The organism is Streptomyces sp. NBC_00510 (assembly GCA_036013505.1).
Classification (GTDB): Bacteria; Actinomycetota; Actinomycetes; order Streptomycetales; family Streptomycetaceae; genus Actinacidiphila.
In genome coordinates, this window is record CP107851.1 from 360235 (window position 1) to 378175 (window position 17941).

Annotated in this window: 20 protein-coding genes and 1 pseudogene; 7 read left to right on the plus strand and 14 right to left on the minus strand. The window is 68.8% G+C overall.

Translation table 11 applies throughout. From position 1 onward, the window contains the following. Window positions 1–200: 200 nt before the first annotated feature. Window positions 201–992, plus strand: coding sequence for a hypothetical protein (locus OG937_01700; GenBank protein ID WUD70504.1), 792 nt, complete (start codon window positions 201–203; stop codon window positions 990–992). Between the two features lie 83 nt (window positions 993–1075). After that, the gene (locus OG937_01705; GenBank protein WUD70505.1) at window positions 1076–1501 is read left to right on the plus strand and encodes a hypothetical protein; all 426 of its coding nucleotides are present in this window, start codon (window positions 1076–1078) and stop codon (window positions 1499–1501) included. A 201-nt stretch (window positions 1502–1702) separates the two neighbouring features. On the opposite strand, the gene OG937_01710 is transcribed toward OG937_01705, so the two are convergent. The 10 genes from OG937_01710 to OG937_01755 form a co-directional block, all read right to left on the minus strand. Next, the gene (locus tag OG937_01710; GenBank protein WUD70506.1) at window positions 1703–4171 is read right to left on the minus strand and encodes a SpoIIE family protein phosphatase; all 2469 of its coding nucleotides are present in this window, start codon (window positions 4169–4171) and stop codon (window positions 1703–1705) included. A gap of 243 nt (window positions 4172–4414) precedes the next feature. Beyond that, a complete protein-coding gene (locus OG937_01715) occupies window positions 4415–5497 on the minus strand; it encodes an endonuclease/exonuclease/phosphatase family protein (GenBank protein WUD70507.1) in 1083 nt (360 codons plus the stop codon). After that, window positions 5494–6621, minus strand: a complete 1128-nt coding sequence (locus OG937_01720) for a HAMP domain-containing histidine kinase (GenBank protein WUD70508.1) — start codon at window positions 6619–6621, stop codon at window positions 5494–5496. The genes OG937_01715 and OG937_01720 overlap by 4 nt, the downstream gene beginning before the upstream one ends. Further along, window positions 6614–7297: a response regulator transcription factor gene (locus OG937_01725; protein ID WUD70509.1), complete on the minus strand. Its 684-nt coding sequence runs from the start codon at window positions 7295–7297 to the stop codon at window positions 6614–6616. Before OG937_01725 ends, OG937_01720 begins: the two co-directional genes overlap by 8 nt. A 9-nt stretch (window positions 7298–7306) precedes the next feature. Then, window positions 7307–7555 carry a hypothetical protein gene (locus OG937_01730; protein ID WUD70510.1) on the minus strand — a complete coding sequence of 83 codons (249 nt, stop codon included), beginning with the start codon at window positions 7553–7555 and terminating at the stop codon, window positions 7307–7309. A 547-nt stretch (window positions 7556–8102) separates the two neighbouring features. Next, a complete protein-coding gene (locus OG937_01735) occupies window positions 8103–8543 on the minus strand; it encodes a WhiB family transcriptional regulator (protein ID WUD70511.1) in 441 nt (146 codons plus the stop codon). Window positions 8544–9463: 920 nt separating this feature from the next. Then, the gene (locus OG937_01740; protein WUD70512.1) at window positions 9464–9616 is read right to left on the minus strand and encodes a hypothetical protein; all 153 of its coding nucleotides are present in this window, start codon (window positions 9614–9616) and stop codon (window positions 9464–9466) included. Further along, window positions 9613–9813 (minus strand): hypothetical protein, encoded by a 201-nt coding sequence (locus OG937_01745; GenBank protein WUD70513.1) that lies wholly within the window; start codon window positions 9811–9813, stop codon window positions 9613–9615. Before OG937_01745 ends, OG937_01740 begins: the two co-directional genes overlap by 4 nt. Window positions 9814–9965: 152 nt before the next feature. Then, window positions 9966–10415 carry an SRPBCC domain-containing protein gene (locus OG937_01750; protein WUD70514.1) on the minus strand — a complete coding sequence of 150 codons (450 nt, stop codon included), beginning with the start codon at window positions 10413–10415 and terminating at the stop codon, window positions 9966–9968. After that, on the minus strand, window positions 10412–10726 hold the full coding sequence (locus tag OG937_01755) for a metalloregulator ArsR/SmtB family transcription factor (GenBank protein ID WUD70515.1): 315 nt from the start codon (window positions 10724–10726) through the stop codon (window positions 10412–10414). The genes OG937_01750 and OG937_01755 overlap by 4 nt, the downstream gene beginning before the upstream one ends. A 106-nt stretch (window positions 10727–10832) precedes the next feature. On the opposite strand from OG937_01755, the gene OG937_01760 reads away from it, so the two are divergent. The 4 genes and pseudogenes from OG937_01760 (at window position 10833) to OG937_01775 (ending at window position 12596) form a co-directional block, all read left to right on the plus strand. Continuing rightward, window positions 10833–11261, plus strand: a complete 429-nt coding sequence (locus OG937_01760) for an SRPBCC domain-containing protein (protein ID WUD70516.1) — start codon at window positions 10833–10835, stop codon at window positions 11259–11261. Between the two features lie 34 nt (window positions 11262–11295). Next, window positions 11296–11718, plus strand: coding sequence for an SRPBCC domain-containing protein (locus OG937_01765; GenBank protein ID WUD70517.1), 423 nt, complete (start codon window positions 11296–11298; stop codon window positions 11716–11718). 11 nt (window positions 11719–11729) lie between these two features. Beyond that, window positions 11730–12185: pseudogene (locus OG937_01770) on the plus strand (SRPBCC family protein). A gap of 66 nt (window positions 12186–12251) precedes the next feature. Further along, on the plus strand, window positions 12252–12596 hold the full coding sequence (locus OG937_01775; GenBank protein ID WUD78600.1) for a TfoX/Sxy family protein: 345 nt from the start codon (window positions 12252–12254) through the stop codon (window positions 12594–12596). A 294-nt stretch (window positions 12597–12890) separates the two neighbouring features. On the opposite strand, the gene OG937_01780 is transcribed toward OG937_01775, so the two are convergent. The 4 genes from OG937_01780 to OG937_01795 form a co-directional block, all read right to left on the minus strand. Next, a complete protein-coding gene (locus tag OG937_01780) occupies window positions 12891–13454 on the minus strand; it encodes a hypothetical protein (protein WUD70518.1) in 564 nt (187 codons plus the stop codon). A gap of 77 nt (window positions 13455–13531) precedes the next feature. Continuing rightward, entirely contained in the window at window positions 13532–14119 is a 588-nt protein-coding gene (locus tag OG937_01785; protein WUD70519.1) for a hemerythrin domain-containing protein, read from the minus strand. A 636-nt stretch (window positions 14120–14755) separates the two neighbouring features. Further along, window positions 14756–14950: a hypothetical protein gene (locus OG937_01790; protein ID WUD70520.1), complete on the minus strand. Its 195-nt coding sequence runs from the start codon at window positions 14948–14950 to the stop codon at window positions 14756–14758. 1274 nt (window positions 14951–16224) lie between these two features. After that, window positions 16225–16428, minus strand: coding sequence for a hypothetical protein (locus tag OG937_01795; protein WUD70521.1), 204 nt, complete (start codon window positions 16426–16428; stop codon window positions 16225–16227). 1112 nt (window positions 16429–17540) lie between these two features. Here OG937_01795 and OG937_01800 point away from each other — a divergent pair. After that, the gene (locus tag OG937_01800; protein ID WUD70522.1) at window positions 17541–17843 is read left to right on the plus strand and encodes a hypothetical protein; all 303 of its coding nucleotides are present in this window, start codon (window positions 17541–17543) and stop codon (window positions 17841–17843) included. The last annotated feature ends 98 nt before the right edge of the window (window positions 17844–17941 follow it).

Below are 17941 nucleotides of genomic sequence, written 5' to 3' on the forward strand. Positions count from 1 at the left end.
GAGCGTCTACGCGCCGGTCGACGTCGACGAGAGCGACCCGATGGCGTTCCTGGACATGCCGGTGGGCCGGTCGGTGTTCCTGGTGAGCGACGTCGGGCGGGTCAAGGAGATATCGAGCTCGGTCCCTCCGCAGCAGGCGGAGGAGATGTTCACCGCCGAAGAGGGCCTACGTTCGCCGCAGGCCCGCCGAGGAACGGTTCATGGCCGACCTCAGGGACGAGGTCCTGCGGCTGGACTCCGCCTCGGAAGGCTCCGCGGGGATCAGCTCCTTCACCATCGACGCCCCCGCCGAGGAGGCCGTCGCGTCCAGGGCAGCCGGGCTGATCGGGCCGATAGCACAGCAGTTGGCCCAGCTCGGCCCGCCAGGGTGGGACCGCTTCGCGGCGGTCTTCTCCTTCACAGTCTCCGGCGAGGTCGCCCAACTGCGATTTTGGACCGGGAAACGCAGCACCGAGGCGCGGGTACCCGAGCAGATAGCCCTACTGGTCCGCCGGCAGCGACACCTCGCCGCGCAGATGCCGGCCGGGCCGTGGTGGCGCCTGCTGCTCACCGTCAGCCACAGCGCAGGCACGAACGCCCAGGTTGCCACAGACTACGACTACGGCGACCATCCCATCCCCGACGACGATCTACTGACCCCCGAGCACTACCGCGACGACCTGGCCGCCTACCCGCGCGCCCACACACCGGCATGGCTGACCGCATACGTCGCCAGCGCCGGCGCGGCGCTGCGACCCGCCCGGCACCGCAGGCCGCCGGTGCGACCACGCGGCCGCCCGACTTCCGGCAAGATCGGCCCGCGACGCCACCGACCGGGCAGGAGCCGGTCCCGCAACCCGAGGCCGTGGTGGCCCCTGGCTCGCGGAACCCGTACGACGCGCCGGAACCTCCGCAGGACCCGACGGCGACCGCCCGGGTGGCGCAGCCCGGCCGGATGCCGGTCCTCGACACCAAAATCGGCTGGACAAGCCTCCACGCCGACCCCCAGGTGATCACCTACGGCAGAAAATCAATCGAGCTCGACCAGGTGGATTGGGTCAGCTATTCGGCGACCCAGATCGCGGAAAGACGCTTCATGTTCCCCACGTTCTACGAGAACAAGTGGGACTTCCAGGTGGGGCGTTACCCGTACTACGGCGGGCCGAAGGTCGCCGTGCACTTCTCCAGGGCGGGCCGCCGAGCCGACCAGCCCGAGGAGTGGGCGTTTCTGGTGAGCCTGGCCAGGCAGTACCTGGAGCCCCGGTTGCTCACCGAACTGGTCGCCCAGGTTCGCCGTGGTGAGACCATCACGGTCGGCGGCAGCGTGAAGGTGAGCCAGGACGGCATCGCGTGTGCCAAGCCGCGGCTCTCCCTGCCCTGGGAGTCGGTCAGCGCTCCGCAGCTGAGGAACGGCATGATCCTCATCTACCAGAAGGGCGTCGAGAAGCCGGTACTGACCGTCCCTTTGAGTCACCCCAACGCGGCGTTGATCCCAGACCTCTTCGCCACACTTACGTCATGATCGAACCGGCTTGGCCTGACTCGCCGGCTGCCGGCGACTCCACCGCCGGTACAAGCACAATGCGGAAAGCAGCATGGCGTGACGTCGATGGCCGGCGCCACCGGTATCGCCCAGACGTCGCCATCGCCAACTCCTCGCGATGGCCTCATCAACGCAGATGACCTTGATTCGTAAGCCGGACGGGCACCGCTTCAGCGACTGTCAAGCAAGCTGGGGGCTGTATTCGGTGAGGAGCAGGGCGATGTCGTCGGCGCGGTAGGGGGAACGCGTGGCGTGGTGGAGCAGTCGGTCGGCAAGTTCGTCCAGGGAGGCCGCAGGGGCGTGGGCCAGGCATGTCCGCAGCCGGTCGATCCCCACATCGATATCGGTGCCGCGTTCCTCGACCAGGCCGTCGGTGTAGAGGGCGAGGATGGAGCCAGGTGGGAAGTCGAAGGTGGTTTGCGGGTAGGCGCTGGTGGGGTCCACGCCGAGGAGGGGGCCGCCCTCCAGTTCCAGCACGTCGGTCGTTCCGTCAGGGCGGCGCAGCAGGGGCGGGGGGTGGCCGGCGCGGGCGGCCTGCAGGCGGTGGCCGTGCTCGAGGCGGATGTAGCAGCAGCTGGCGAGCTGCCCCGGGTCGAGGTCGATGAGTGTGCGGTTGGTACCCGCCAAGATGTCGCCGGGGCTGTGGCCTGTCGTTGTGAAGGCTCGTACGGCGCTGCGCAGTTGGGCCATGGTGGCCGCCGCGGCGATGCTGTGTCCTTCGACGTCCCCGATTACCAGGGATACTCCGTTGCTGGTAGGGATGACGTCGTACCAGTCGCCGCCGATGTCCATGCCGCTGCTGCCGGGCAGGTAGCGGACGGTGGTGCGCAGGTCGGGGAGTTCCGGTAGCCGGTGCGGCAGCAGGGCCTGCTGCAGGCCGCGGGCCAGGGCGAACTCCGCGTCGTACAGCCGTGCCCGTTCCAGGGCCTGGGCGATCAGGCCGGCGAGCGCGGTCAGGACGCTGCGGTCCTTGGTGGTGAACGGGTGGGTCTCGTCGAAGCCCAGCACGCAGGTGCCGACGGGGTGGTTGGAGGCGATCAGCGGTAGATATCCCCAGGAACTCACCTCTCCCGTGGGGATGCCCGGGTAGTCCTTCGACAGGTCTTGCTGTGAAGCGATGAACAGGGGAACGCCGGAGGTGAGGGCCTCCGTGGCGGGTAGGTGGGCGTGCAGCGGCGTGCCTTCCAGCCAGTCCACGAAGTCCTCGTGGTGGCCGGTGTGGAAGAGCAGGTGCATGGTTCCCTCACTGACCACGTAGATCGCCAGCTGCTGGCCCCCGAAGGCCGGCAGGAGCTGGTCGGCGACGACGTCGCAGACTTCACGGGCGGTGACCGCTTCGGTCAGCGCGCTGCCGAGCTGCAGGACGTGGTACATCACGCCCAGACGTGCCGGTGCGTCGCCGACAGCTCCTGTCGTGGTCGGCGTGGCGGGCGCCGGCTCGGCTGAGGCGGGCCGTGTCACCGGCACGGCTGTGCCGGTCACGCCGCCGGCGTCCGGGTGGAGGGAGAAGGACAACCACTGGTCCGGGGGCCGGCAGGCTATGAAGGAGGCCGGCGTCTGTGAGATCACCACGGATCGGTGCCGGTACTCGACATCGGGATCGGACAGCCACGGCAGCACGTCCCACAGGCACCGCCCGAGCAGCGCCTCGCGCCGTACGCCCAGCAGCCGCTCCAGGCTGGTGTTGGCGTAGGTGACCCGGCCGTCCGGGCCAAGGGAGAACAGCCCGTCCCGCAGTCGCTCGACCGCAGCGACAGCCGCACCGCCGATCTGTGCGTCGAGAACCGCGCCAACCAGGTGGGTGCCCGCCTGCTCGTCGCCGGTTTCCGGTATGCGGCCCCATAGCTCGACCGTGCGATACCTATCTCCGCTGTGCGCGCCGCCCTGGGCCTCTCGTACGCGTAGACGCCGTGCCGTGACCCTGCCCTCGCTGGCGGCCGCGCGGGCCGAGGCACGGAAGGCGGCAAGGTCGCCGGGATGGAGCCGGCCAGCGAAGGTGTCCGCCCGCCCATCGAAGGTGCAGGGGTCCACACCGACGATCGCACAGAGCTCGTCGTCCCCGGTAAAGGCGCCGGTCAGGAGATCCCAGTCGAACAACCCCACCCGCACAGCCGGTGCGCAGGGAGCCGGGATCTGGGCAGGAACCGTCTGCGGGCCGCAGTCGACGGGATCGCCGGTACGGCAGTGGAGGGCGCCCAGGGAAGCACCGAGCCGGTTGGCGACGGTCCGCAGATGGCGACGCTGCGCCTTGGGCAGCCCTTCACAGCCAGGCAGCGCAGCCCAGACGACCGCCAATGCCCCGAAAGTCTCCCCGCCTGCCCTGACCGGCACCGAGCAGGAGCCGAAAGCATGCGGCAAGGCCACCGCGAGCTGGGGATACCTACGCGCCGTCTCGTCGGCATCAGCCAGGTGGATCGTGCGCCCGCAGCGGTAGGCCGCGGCAACCGGGATGGGGCTGTTCACCGGGATCAGACGCCAGCCGCCCAGCAGGGACGGAGGCACCCCGCAGGTCGCGGCGAGCACAAGCGAGCGGCGATCCCCAGAACGGAGGAAGACGCTCCCCGCGTACGCGTTCGTCCCCTGGACGGCCTTCACGACGGCCGCTGCCAGCAGATCCTCACGCTCCGCACTGGCGGTCACAACACCCATATACACAGTGTGCGCAGTATTGCCGCTCGTGGGCCCTGGTCACGACACGCCGCAAGCAGTATCGATACATCCACTCGCGCACCGACCAACGCCACATCCATCACAGTGCCGCCCGCCAGAACACCGTTCAGCCGACTGCGGCGAGGGCTCCCGCACAGCGGGACACGACAGCGGCCCAGGCAACTTCCCGTCCCGCGGCCAGCCACAAAAACGTAGGTAGCCATGCGGCGCCCGTGGGTGAGTTCACCAGCTGATCCCGGCCGCCACCGGAAGATGATCGCTGCCGGTCTCCGTAAGCACGCAGGAGCTCTTCGGCTCCACACCCCTGACCAGGATCTGGTCGATACGCGCCATCGGGAAGGACGCTGGCCAGCTGAAGCCGAAGCCGTCACCGGCCTCCTCCTGGGCCGAGCGCAGCTGCGAGGTGAGGCCGGCGAACCTGCGGTCGTCCGTGGCGCCGTTCATGTCGCCGAGCACCACCATCCGCTCGCTGCGCTCGGCGGCTACGGCCTTGGTGAGCTTCGCCACGCCGTCGTCCCGTGAGTCCGTCCAGAAGCCGCCTCTGGGCTTCACACGCACCGACCCAAGGTGCACCACGTACACCGCGAGCGGCCCTTGGTCCGTGGCCACCGTGGCGCGCAGCGCACGGGGTGGGTCGATGGGCACGTCCTCGGGCCGTCGCTGTCGCGCCAGCGGTCCGACATTGCCGCGCAGCACGTCGACCGCCTGGATGTCCGACAGCGGCAGCTTGCTCCACAGTCCGACCGTGCCCTCGACCGCGTGGTGCGGATACGTCTTCGCGAGCTCCTTCTCGTACGTGTCGCGGGCCTGGTCGGTCAGTTCCTCGAGCGCCAGCAGTTCCGCACCGGAGGCGGCGAGGGCGCGTGCCGTGCCGGCCGGGTCGGGGTTCTCGGCGCCGACGTTGTGACTGACCACGGTGAGGTCGGCGCCCGCCTGGGACTTGTCGGTGAGCAGCCCGCCGAAGAGGCTCACCCACACCACGACTGGAAGGGGCAGCGCCACCACGGCCGTGGCGGACCGTCGCCACAGCGCGGCGGCGAGCAGCACCGGGACGAACACGCCGCACCATGGCAGGAAGGTCTCCACCAGTGAGCCGAGGCCACCGAAGTCCGTGATCTTGGAGTGCAGCGCCATGAGCAGGCCAAGGAACACCGCAAGCGTCGCGAGCAGGATGCCGCGCTTCCATGGGCCCGGACCGGCGAGGGTGCGGACAGCCCTGCGGATCCGCGGGCGCAGGCCGTTGTCCTCATGGCCCGCGCCGCGCTGCTGGGGTGCGGCGGTGACTTCTGGTACTGCTTGACTCACTGATCAGACGTCCTGTCGCTGAAATGCGCCGGTGCTGCGGGCAGTTCGACGGCGATGCGGAGCCCGCCGTCCTGGCGCGGGGTGATGGTGAGGGTGCCGTCGTGCACCTCGGTGATCCGCTTGACGATGGCGAGCCCGAGGCCGACCCCCGAGTGGTCGCTGTGCGTGCGCTCGGTGGCGCGCTGGAACGGTTCGGTGAGCGTCGCGACCACCTGCGGGGAGAGCTTCTCGCCGGTGTTCTCGACCGTGAGCAGCACGCTCTCGGGGCCCACGCTGGTCGCGACCTCCACGGAGCCCTTCTCGGGCAGGTTGTGGACGATCGCGTTGTGCACGAGGTTCGTCGTCAGCTGCAGCAGCAGCGCCGGCGAACCGAAGCCCGTGGCGATGTCACCGGAGGTCTCCAGGGCGACGCCGCGCTTCTCGGCGAGCGGGAGCAGCGTCTCGGCGGCCTCGTCCACGAGCAGGGACAGATCGACCGGCTTCCGGGTGAAGGACCGCTGTTCGGCGCGGCTGAGCACGAGGAGCGCCTCTGTGAGGTCGATGGCCCGGGCGTTGACGGTGTGCAGCCGGTCGAGTAGCTCGCTGAGATCCTGCGTCGGATCGTTGCGTGCCACGTCGAGGAGTGCCTGGGAGATGGCCAGCGGCGTACGCAGCTCGTGGGAGGCGTTGGCCGCGAATCTCCGCTGCTCGTCGACGTGCGCCTCGAGCTGGCCGAGCATCGTGTCGAAGGCGTCGGCAAGTTCACGGAACTCGTCCTTGCGTCCCGGCAGCCTGATCCGGTGGGACAGCGAGCCCTTCGTGGCCACGCGGGTGGCGTCCGTGATGCGGGTCAGGGGGGCAAGCATCCGGCCGGCGAGCAGCCAGCCTCCGACGAGGCCGAAGATCAGCAGGAACACCATGACCGCGGCCGCCTTGGGGGCGAATTCATGCAGGAGGCGGGATCGGATGGGGAAGACACCGTTGAGGGAGTCGGGGTCCTGGTTCGTGAGCATCGCGCGATCGGGGACGTACGCCAGGAGGAACACCCAGACCGCCGCGAGCAGCAGAGTGCCCGCCACCATGAGGAAGCCGGCGTAGCTGAGGGTGAGCTTGATCCGGACACTGAACCCAGGCTGCCTATCCACAGTCGCCTCCCCCGGGCTGGGTGTCGATGCGGTACCCGGCACCGGGCACCGTGGCGATCACCCAGGGCTCACCCAGCCGCTTGCGCAGCGCCGAGACCGTGATGCGTACGGCATTGGTGAATGGGTCGGCGTTCTCATCCCACGCCCGTTCCAACAGCTCCTCGGCGCTGACGACCCCGCCCTCGGCGGCGACGAGGACCTCGAGCACCGCGAACTGCTTCCTGGTCAGCGCGATATGTAGGTCGTCGCGGTAGACCTCGCGACGGAACGGGTCAAGCCGAAGGCTCGCGATCTCCCGTACCGGCGGCCTGTTGTGCGCCCGCCGCCGGTCGAGCGCCCTGAGCCTGAGCACGAACTCCTGCAGGTCGAACGGCTTCGTCAGATAGTCGTCGGCCCCGAGTCCGAACCCGCTGGCCTTGTCGTCGAGCCGGTCGGCGGCAGTGAGCATCAGGATCGGCATCCCGCTGCCGCAGGCCACGATGCTCTTGGCGACCTCGTCCCCGCTGGGTCCGGGGATGTCCCGGTCCAGGACGGCGATGTCGTACGCGTTGACGCTCAGCAGCTCCAGAGCCGTGTCGCCGTCGCCCGCGATATCCGCCGCGATGGCTTCGAGGCGCAGCCCATCACGGATGGCCTCCGCCATATACGGCTCGTCCTCGACAATCAGCACTCGCATGGTTCGAGGCTACGAGCCGCCACATATCGTGCGCATATCGAAAACCCCACCGCGCCCCAGGGCACGGGCCTCAGGCACCGCATACGTACCTGCAACACCGCTTTTCGTTTCGATCAGCCTCGACATCGAAGCCGAGCACCCCGGCCCGTCTCCACACAGCACCGCGTCGGTGAGCTCGAAGAGCGCATCGGCACGGCTGTACAAGCAGTCGTCGAACTCGACCCGAAAGCGGGACAACACGTCCAACGCCTCACCCACGGGCGCATCGACGGGGAGACTCATGGGCAGCGGCCGTGCTCTCGTGCTTCGTGACCCGACGTCTCGAAGGGTGGAGAACGGCGCCCCACTGTCCCGGGAAAAACCGCAGATCAGCAGGTCGAGTGACCTGCGAGGTTAAACGTCAAGCTTAGTGCTGCAATCACAGTTGAGGGTTCTGACCTCGGCGGGAGTGTGGGGCCCGGGTCTGGCTGCGCCGTCGCCATAACGACCGGCCCTCCGGAGGCGGCCGGGAAGAAGAAGTCCACCGAGGAAGCCGTGCTCGCGTAGCTCGCTGGCATCGAGAGGAAGACGGAACTGCCCCGCGGTGGACCCGTACAGACGCGCTGTCGTCGTCGGCCGGGATAGAGGTGGAGATGAGGACGTCGGAGTCGGCAGCAGTCTGAATCCACTCCAGAAATCAAAAAGGCCGCCCTTGGTGCCCAGAGTTCGCTCTGGACGCCAAGGGCCGCTTCATGGGGATCGTCAGGCGGCCACGTTCAGGGCGAGCAAGCGCGGTGAACGGGGACGGACGATGCAGGCACGGTACTCAGGCGATGGCGTCGGGGACGGACCGCCGGGGGCCGCCCGGCTCGGCCTCGTCCGGCAACACGAGCACGCGCGGCTGCTCGGCCGTACCGCGCCGGCGGTCGTGTTCGGCGACGACGGTGACCCAGTCCGGGCCGAGCCCGGCGACCATGCGCTGCCAAAGGGTGCTGCGTTGTCGGGGTGTGGTGGCCGCCCAGATGCCGGTCTGGGTGAGATCCGGATTGGCCAGGGCCCATTTCAGGCAGTCGGATGCCAGTCGACACGCCGCACAGGCGGTGGCCTGGTCGACGCGGGCGGTGATGTCGCCGCTGTTGCTGGAGCCGTGCTCGTAGGCGAACAGCTCGGGTTCCGCCCGGCACGCCGTGGGGGTGGCCCTGTAGGGGAAGGGGATGCGCGGGTCGGCCTCATTGGCCAGGTGGCGCAGTGTACCGGTTCGACTCACAGAACGAATCCTCCCAAGTCGCAGTAAGGGAAGGTCAGCTGGGGGGCAGGCGTGGATGCTTTGCGCTTGCGCCGGGGCGGGTCTGAGACGAACCGGGTCTCGCCGGGGTGTTCGGCGTTCCACGCTTTGGCGCAGACCTTGTGCGATGGTTCCCCGATGTGGGAGCGCAGCGGGGTGGGTTTTCCGTACGGGGCGTCGAAGCGGAAGTGGCTCGTGTCGCGCCAGTCCACCAGGGCAGGCCGGGGCGGCACCCGTTGACGGAGGCGAGGGTGACCTCGTCGGCGGTGCCCAGGTACGGGAACGCCTTGGCACCGGTCTTCACCCGGTACATCGGCACGTCGGCGGCGTGCAGGAGAGCGCTGTAGCCGTGGCCGGGCAGGTCGGTGGTGTGGGCGGCGCCAATCGACAGCGTGAACGGCAGCAGCAGGTCCCAGTGCGGGACGGGCCGCGCAGCGCCGCAGGGTGTCGGCGACCGCCATCGGTGGCCCATTGCCGGAGGCGGGGGCGAGGGTGATGACGACCTGGTCGCCGGCGGCGTGCCCGAAACGGTCGTGGACGGCCTTGTAGCCGTTGCCGTCCGAACCGCGCGAGTTCGCGGATTCCGGGAGGCCCCAACCGTTGAACCGCGCTCAAGGTCCCGAGTGAAAGCGGGGATCATGTACGGGTTCCGTCAGTCGGTCGATTCCACCGAGTGGGCAGGGACCTGGACTATCCGGGAGCCGTCATGGCGCCTGGCGCGACGTCGTCTTGGTCAAGCATCGCAGCCCGCCGTCGTCGGACGGCCGTCGTTACTCCGCGATCACTGCGACCGTGTCGAGCGCTGTCCGCCAGACAGTAGGGCACGGCACCGCCGTCAACGGCTATGCGGCGCGGTGCCGCCCCGGGCGGTGGGGTGGGGGTTGACGCGAGAGCCTCATGGTTCATCGGGCCGAGCCGGTGCGCTTGCCCGTGGCCTGGGCGATGGACGCGAACGTGGTTCCGGCGAGCAGGCCGAAGACGAGGTGGGCGCCGAGGCTGGAGGCGGTGACGTCGTTCCACTCGAAGACGGGCATGCCCATGTTGGCGGGCATCATCCACAGCGCGCCGACTGTCCACCACACCGCGCCGTAAGCGAGGCCGAGGACGACTGCCGGTACGATGCGTTGGGCGGCCCCAGCACCACGCCGAAGGTGATGCCGGCGAAGGCGTTGGAGGTGTCGAGGAGCCCGGCGACCATGGTGATCATCGCGGTGCCCATGATCGGCCGGGAGAGGGACATCCAGATGCTCATGCCGATGCCGCCGATCAGCCTCTTCCTGACGTCGAGCTTTTACTCTTGGGGGCTGACGCTATAGGAGCCCTTATTAGGAGGCGGCGCGATGCGGGTATGTGAGCGCGATTACGTACGCGCCGGTAGGTCACGCGCCGCCGCGGGCGGGCTGGTCACATCCACTGGTCGGGGCCCGGGTCGCTGCCTTCGGCTCGTACGGCGAGGCGTTGCACGTAGTGCGTCCAGCCTTCCTCATGCGCGGCGCACGCCTCGGGCGAGGGCAGTCCGCTGTGGACCAGGCGCAGTAGGGTGCCGTCCGAGATGGGCTCCAGGGTGATCTCCACGGTGGTCGAGCCGGGTGGCACGGGCATTCCGCCCTCGGCCCAGCCCCAGGTGAACACCAGCCGCTTGGGCGGGTCCAGTACGACGAACCGGCCCTCGGCCACGTTCTCGCCGGTGATGTTGGTCCGGTAGTCACCGCCGGGCGCGAACACGAACTCGCCCTCCCGGCCCATCCAGGACAGCCACTTGTCCCGGTCAGTGAAGAAGGAGAACACGGTCTCGGGACGGGCGGCGATGTGCCGCTCGACCGTGACCACGCCGTCGCTCGCTGTGCCGCTCACGTGCCCGTTCCTTCCGCCCGCTCGGCGGCCTCGGCCAGTTCGGCGAGGGCGTCGAGCTTGGTAGCCCACATCGACTGCAGGTAGTCGGCCAGCGGGCCCATGCCTTCGCGGTCCGCGCGGTAGAACCGCTTTTTGCCGTCCTGGCGCAGCGTAACCAGGCCGAAGTCCCTGAGCACCTTCAGGTGCTGGGAGACCGCGCCGAAGGTGACGTCGAACCGCTCGGCGATCTCGCCCGCCGACAGCTCCGAGTCCCAGACCAGCCGCAGGATCTCGCGCCGCCTGGGCTCGGCGACTGCCCCTACCGCATCCATGCAGATCATTTTAGCGGACACTGCAATTTGCCAAGTGAATCATTTTAGTGTGCACTAAAGCACGCTTCAGGCGCTCCCGCCGGATCCACGATGAGAAGGACGCTCCATGGCTGACATCGCTCTACAGATCCGTATCGCCGCCGACCCGGAGACCGTCTACCGCGCCATCTCCACCCCCGAAGGCGTCGCCGGCTGGTTCACCACCGGAGCCGAGATCGGCGAGGGCGTCGGCGCCCTGCACCGGCTGTCGTTCCCCGGTGCACCGATGACCTGGGACTTCCGCATCGACGAGGCTGCGGCGGGCAAGCGCCTGGCGCAGACCGTCGTCGCGGGACCCCCGCAGTGGATCGACACCGAGATCGTCTATGCCCTGGAGGTGCATCCCGAAGCTGGCACGGTGGCTCGGTTCGACCACACCGGGTTCGCCGAGACGGACGACATGTTCCGCGAGGTCACGATGGGCTGGGCCGGCATGTTCGCCCGCCTGAAGGAGTACGTGGAGACCGGCACCCCGGTCCCGTACTTCACCCTCTGAGCCCACCCGGTCTCCCCGCACACAAGGAGCAGCAATGTCCGAGATCACCTTCCGGACCGACATCGACGCTGGCCGCACCCAGGTCTACGAGGCGCTGAACACCCACGACGGCCTCATCGCCTGGTGGACCACCGGAGTGAACCGAGAGGGCGAGATCCTCCTCTTCGACTTCCCGCAGATCCCCGAGCCCTTCCGGCTCCGCCGGGACCGCGCGGACACCGAGGAGATCGTGTGGACCTCCATCGGCGACTTCCCGCCCCACTGGTCCGGCACCGTCATCACCTGGCAGCTGACCGACACCCCCAACGGGACCGGCACCCGGGTGGACTTCCGGCACGCCGGCTTCGCAGCCGACGACCCCGGCCTCCCGCACACCGCCGACACCTGGGGTCAGCTGATGGACCGGCTCAGGCAGTACACCGAGACGGGCACCCCCCAGCCCTTCTTCACCCTCTGAGCGGCACACCGATGACGATCGACGTGACGGCCGAGCGGGTGATCCCGCTCCCGCCCGGCCGGGTGGCGGCGTACGCCAGACTGGCGCCACGATGCCGACTGGACGCAGGGCATCCGCGAGGCGGCCCTGACCCGGGAGGCGGATGGCGGCGGGTTCGGAATTGGAGCGGAGGTAACCCGCACCGCGTATTTCCTCGGCAGGCGGATCGACTACGTGCTGCGCGTCGCCGCCTACGAGCCCCCGAGGCTGCTGGACATGGTCTCGGTCGCCGGCCCGATGCCGATGCACGTGACCTACAGCTTCGCCCCGCTCCCCGACGGCGGCACGCAGGCCCGGATCCGCGTGCGCGGTGACGCCTCCGGCCTCTACCGGCTGGCCGGACCGATGATGGGGCGCAAGGGCGCTCGTCGCTGGTGGAGGACCTCCAGGACCTGGTGCAGCAGGTGAGCAGCCGCACGCGAGGATGAGGACGGTCATGGCACGACGAAGGACCGGCGGAACGCTTCCGGGCCAGGCTCGGTACGGATCCGGGCATCACGGAGAAGCGGATGTTCGGCGGGCTGGCGTTCTTGTACGAGGGCAACGTGGCGGTCGGGGTGGCCGGGGACCAACCGATGGTCAGGGTCGGCCCGGACGCCACCGAGGCCGCCCTGGCACGGCCCGGGACGCGGCCCTTCGAATCCACCGGGCGCCCGATGCGCGGCTGGGTCGTCGTGACCGCGTCCGCCGTGTCCGAGGACGAAGCCCCGGCTACCTGGACCGGCGCCTGCGCCACTTGCCACCGCGACATACCCACCTCAATACCGACCTGCCCAAGCACTACGAGACAGCGGGCAGCAAAAAGGAAGGCCAAACACCGGCCGCGGGCTGGTCGTTAAGCCTCGCTGACGCGCCGAAACACAATCCCGCCCCGTCGCTGGCACAAGGCGGCGCGGCACACAGCCGTGCGGCGCCAGGCCACCCCAGCCCGGCAGCGCCGCTCCCTGCCATTCCACCCAGCGCGGATCGTCCACCGCCAGGTCCAGGTCCGCATCCGCGCAGCCGGCTGTGACCGCAGAATATGCATCGCCCGCGCCCAGGCGTCTACTGCGGCGTGCGCCGATGCCTGCCTGCGCAAGCCGGCGCGATACCGAGGCGACAGTGACGACTGGAAGTTCAGGGCACGCGCAGTACTACGGGGGGCTGTTTTTTGCCCCGCGAAGCCGTTGCGCAGCCTGACACGGGCCTGACCAAGCCCGTGCTCCCAAACGATCAAGCGCGCCCTCCACCCGATGCCACGCGCTGGACCGCCGCTGGTGATATTCCAGCGCCGCCGCATATTCCGATTCATCGAGCATGGGTAGGGGCTGCCGCCACGGTGTTGATGTGTCGATGTTCGGCGCGGCCTGGGCAATGTGCCCGGCTGTTGCTTCGGCTTCCTTGTCGTCCCGTGCGGAGGAGGCGAGAAGGCGAAATGGGGCGGAGGGCCGGAGTTCGACGTACACCGCGGGCCTGCCCCATCGCACGGCAGCGAAGTCCTTCCCGGCCTGATGGCAGCGCGTGCCAATACACAGGGTGCCGGAAATGCAGAGGCCGCGCTCGTGAACACCGCGCACGGCTCGCCACCAGTCAGGCTCGACCGTCACTCGACACACGGCCTCCAGAGGCACACGCACGTCGCGGTGATGGGCGGCCGCCTTTTCCCACCACGCCAAATGCACGACCACTTGATCTTCTGTGGCGAGTATCCCTGCCACGGTTGAGCGCCTCCCCTCCATCCTCGCTCCAGGAATCCACTGACTCCCAGTACACACCCCATCGTGGCCACTTCGCCTCAGTGACGGCTGCGGGAGGCTTCGACCGCGTCCTTGACCCGGTCCAAAAGTGAGGCGAACGGGCCCAGCACCCATTGCGCTGTCGTTGATCCGGCGACCTTGGGATGCGGGTGTGTGGGCGCCACGGAAAGGACCGACTGCAGGTGGTAGCCCATGGTCCTCAATTGATCTCGGTCACAACCGGCCAGCACGGCGGGGAACTCCTGCTGTTCCTCCCGTTCGGCATGCGTGATGACGGCTCGTTCGAAGTAGGCGAACTTCTTGTCGAACTCGTCGCTGTCGACATCCATCGTCTCGAGTTCGGCCAGTGTCTCGCTGGCGAATTTTTCCTCGAGGTTGCGTGCCTCGACCTCTGCCTCGCCGGCGGCGCGTTTGGCAACCGGCCGCAGGATCATCTCCTCGGCGGTCTCGTGGACGGCGAGTGTGGCACGGAGCTTGTCGAACCACTGCTGCCTCTCATCGCCCCGCGTTTTCTTCACGTTCGAGAACAGGTCCCGGATGTGAGCGTGCTGCTGCAATAGGATGCGTACGACATTGCCACCCGGCAGGTCGTCTGCTTGTTGACGTTCGGTTTTCGCGTCGCCCATGGCTCTCCACCCGCTCACGTAGCGTCGGTGCATTTCTCGAGCCTCCCAACGGAGCACCTGACCGCAACGAGCTGCCCCAAACGAAACGCCTACTCGTCGGGCCTCCTCTGCCGAGATCAGGCTGAATAGGCAGGAGCACGTTCAGCCTGCTGATCAGTCCTGCGATCAGTGCCCCCGGCCGCAGTCGCAGGCGGCGGTTGACGAACGGGCCCATGACACGGCTCCGACTGGTCAGCGTCACCAGCGGAATCAGCGCGAACGGTATCCCGAATTCGCGGCGATGGCGGAGTCGATCGACTGGTTCAGCACGGAATGGCGGCCGGGCGACCAGTGACCTAAGGCGAGGCCCACCACCACAAGGTCAATGATCAAGGCGGTCGTAGCCAGGATCACACGCGGGGTCCGGCACGAACAGACTCATCCGGTAGGTGGTCGGGTGCGCCCGGCCCCCGCAAAACCTGTCGATCCGGATCATGGCATCGCTGTCGAACCGCTCGTCTAATGAAGCGCCGGCCCAATAAGCCGCTCTGCATCCGGGGATGAGTGCCGACGCGTCAGACGGGTCCATGTTCGGCGGGGCCGCGCAGGGCGCCCGCCCGGCCCTCACCACGTAACCGGGCGGGCTGCTTGGGGGACCTAGGGGCTTCGCTCCGCGTGGGCGGGGATTAGCAGATTCCAGCCGATGCCGGAGCAGTCCTTCGGGACCGGTGGGAAGGTGTGGCCCTCCACATCCGTGCTGACGAAGCGGTGGCCTTGGCCGCAGGTGCATTCATAGATGCCGCTGACCGGGACCTTCTTTCCGGGGAGATGCACGCGGGTGTTCTCGTCCATCACGTCCTCCTCACCGACCGGGGCCCGAGTGGAGCAGACCCCGGCCTGCAAGGCGCTGACCGCCGAGAGAGGGGAGCCTCTCGGGGAACCGCCCGGTCGGGGGGCGAAACGGGCGGCTCCGGCAGGTCGCCTTACCTCGCATCGCCCGGCTGAAACCCTCGAAGTAGGGGTTTCCGAGGGCAGAGCGAAGATCCATGAAGTCGGCTGGGCTCGTAGGAGGTGGGTGGGCGGTCCGGAGGCTGGAGGTTCTATCGAGTGCTGAGCCCGCCCGGCTGGGGCCCGGGCCTCGTGGATGGTTCACACGACCAGTCGGGCGGACACTTGCGGGCGGCCCCGCCTCTAGTCAGGGAAGGACAGCGACGAGCCCGCACTTAAATGGTGCGCCCGCTCCCGGGAATTTGCGAGGCCCTCACCGCGCAGCCCGCGGCGGTGGGGGCCCCTTCTTCCCGGGCGGTCTTGCGGGCGTGTGGAGGCACGTCGGGCAGGCTCGCCTTTCCAGAATGCCCGCAAAGGCTCGTTGCCGCGCGCTAAAGATGTAGGCCAGGCCCCGCCTCTCGCACGGCAGGGGCCTGGCCCTCGACCGAAGGACGTCTTGGGTGAGGTGGACAACCCCTCGGCGCTGCACCTAGCCTCCGCGGGCCTGCAGGGGGCCGCAAGCTAGTCGCCGCAGCCGAGTGAGGGGCGGCCCCTCCCCGGGACGTCTCCCTCGTGGACGGAGCTGCGCTACCAGCATGCGACTGCTCGTGGCTGGGGTCACGCTTGCCTCATGAACTGCCGTGTGATCGTGTACCCGCCGACGGGTAGCGGGGGACGCCGTGTGCGTTACGACGGGAAAATCCTTGGCCTCGCATACGCTCCGCGAGACCTGGTCGCGCTCGTGCGCCACGCTGGGCTCCCACTGCGGATAGCTGACTTGTACAGCGGCGAGGTTGTCGAATGGCGTGGGGTCGGCCCGACGATGTGGACGCCGTAGCCTCCTCTGTTGGACCGCTCGCGGACCGGGGAAGGCCATTCTGGGGGCTGAGTTGGGTCAGAGCGCGACCCCGCCCGGTGTGCGCGACGGAGTCAGAGGGCGGGCCGCAGCCCAGGATGCGCAGCATGCCCGGTAGGAGCACGCTGGACAGCGCGAGTCGGGTGTCGTCCTACCCCCGCCGACGAGCGATGGACGGCGCGCGCGAAGGGGCTTTGGGAGTGGCCCTCCGCTGTCCCTACGGCGCGTCGGCCTAACGCCTTACCTTGCACGCATCACCGAAACCTCAGGGGCCGGGAAGCTCCTATAGCTCCTGCGGGGCGGTGATCCGCATGCGACAGCGGACCAAGCCGTCCTCGGGCAGGTCGAGCAGCATGCTGCTTCCGTCGGTGGCGCGAGCCTGAATCCATGCGCGGACGTAGGCGACCTGGTCGACGGGGCCGGTGAGGACGATGTCGACGGCGTCGTGGTCGGGTGGCGGGAAGAGGTCGTTCTCGACTGTCCTCATAGCGTGTCAACGGTTCGGCCTGGGCTGGTGCGGCGGCCCGGAGCGGTGGCCACTCGAAGGAGTGGCGCCGTCTTGGCTGTGCCGCTCCCCCGCCACTCGCCGCGCTCCCACCAGCCCGCGGCGAATCCGCGCAGGCCTGCACCACTGCAGTGCCGGCATACGTCCTCGGTCGGCGGACCGACGTCCTGGCCTCCAACCGACCGGCCCGGGCCTTTCCTCACCGACTGGGACCGCCTCGCTGCCGAGACCGCAAAGATCCTTAGCCTGAAGGCCGGGTGCCCCCCGACCGGCAACTCGCAGACCTGTGGGCCAACTCACGCTGCAGGCATCGCATTTCTTGATCACCGCAGTATGGCGCGCGCTGCGCCGACAGTCGTTGTCTGCGTCATGCCGGGCACGTCACCGCGGGCACAGGGCACGGACCATGTGCCCGCGACGCCACATGATGCCTGCGGTTGTGCGCGAACGGTGCAGAGAGCAGGGGGCTGGCGCTTGTGGCAGGCGCCGGCTGCCGTCGTAGTCTGAACTTGTCCGTCCGGCCGGATCAGGCCCTACGGGGGCCGATTAAGGCCGGGCGGGCCCGTCACCACACGTCGGGGCCGCCGCCGCGCCACTCGATCACGTCGGGGTCGGCGATGTCGAACCATGCGGGATCGAAGCCAGCAAGCCAAAGGAACGCTCCAGTTCTGTCATGTCACGGGCAGTCCCGAAGTACACCCCGTTGATCGTTACTCCGCGGCCGTCCACGGGCGGAAGGACGATGACGGACGGCTCCTTGGCGGGCATATATCCAGCGTGTCTCGCGCGGAACGCGGGTGCATCCTGGAAGTGTGGCCCTGCCCATGCGGAGGGGGCGCAGCCCTCGGGGCGGGGTCGCCCAAACGTCTGCCTGGCCATGCGAGTGGTCCACGCGGCTGGCCGGGTGGGCAGGAAGGCGCGGTCCCGTCGCTTCCTCCGGGGCCTTCGGCGGGGCCGCTCCGTCACGCGGCATGGTTCGTTCGTCGACGAGACGGCCACCGAGAGCTGACCCCGCTGGCTCGACACGCGCGAGCCGTACAGTCGAACATGCGAGCGACTTGCCGCCTGATGCTGAGCGGCTGCGGGTAATCCGGTTGTACCTGCAGCTGCAGATCGACACGGTCGATGCGAAGATCCGCGAGGCAGAGGAGAGGGAGCCTCGACCCGCTGCCGCTGCTACGCCGCCGAAGCAGGAGAAGTCGCACGCCAAGGGCGGGATCGGCTGGCGCCTCCAGCACCCACCCAAGGGCGGGGCCCTCCACGGTGTGATCCACCGCGGCGACTGCCCGGACGCGGTCGGCGGCTGGCTCAGCCCCCGCGAGCTGGAGATCGCCCTCGGCATGCCGGACATCGAGGCCTGCCCCCGCTGCCACCCCGAGCGCGCAGCCGGGGCCTGAACTCACGAAAGCGGTCATGCGTGGGTGCGCTGGACGCACGCGGCGACGACGTCTTTGAGGCTGCCGGTGCGCTCCAGCCCCCCTTTGTTCGAGGTGCC

Coding starts and splice junctions, on each gene's coding strand:
- OG937_01755 (WUD70515.1), bottom strand. CDS start 10,726: ATGGATGCGGTAGGGGCAGTCGCCGAGCCCAGGCGGCGCGAGATCCTG.
- OG937_01765 (WUD70517.1), top strand. CDS start 11,296: ATGTCCGAGATCACCTTCCGGACCGACATCGACGCTGGCCGCACCCAG.
- OG937_01740 (WUD70512.1), bottom strand. CDS start 9,616: ATGATGCCCGCCAACATGGGCATGCCCGTCTTCGAGTGGAACGACGTC.
- OG937_01795 (WUD70521.1), bottom strand. CDS start 16,428: ATGAGGACAGTCGAGAACGACCTCTTCCCGCCACCCGACCACGACGCC.
- OG937_01745 (WUD70513.1), bottom strand. CDS start 9,813: ATGAGCATCTGGATGTCCCTCTCCCGGCCGATCATGGGCACCGCGATG.
- OG937_01790 (WUD70520.1), bottom strand. CDS start 14,950: ATGGACGAGAACACCCGCGTGCATCTCCCCGGAAAGAAGGTCCCGGTC.
- OG937_01760 (WUD70516.1), top strand. CDS start 10,833: ATGGCTGACATCGCTCTACAGATCCGTATCGCCGCCGACCCGGAGACC.
- OG937_01725 (WUD70509.1), bottom strand. CDS start 7,297: ATGCGAGTGCTGATTGTCGAGGACGAGCCGTATATGGCGGAGGCCATC.
- OG937_01700 (WUD70504.1), top strand. CDS start 201: ATGGCCGACCTCAGGGACGAGGTCCTGCGGCTGGACTCCGCCTCGGAA.
- OG937_01710 (WUD70506.1), bottom strand. CDS start 4,171: ATGGGTGTTGTGACCGCCAGTGCGGAGCGTGAGGATCTGCTGGCAGCG.
- OG937_01785 (WUD70519.1), bottom strand. CDS start 14,119: ATGGGCGACGCGAAAACCGAACGTCAACAAGCAGACGACCTGCCGGGT.
- OG937_01705 (WUD70505.1), top strand. CDS start 1,076: ATGTTCCCCACGTTCTACGAGAACAAGTGGGACTTCCAGGTGGGGCGT.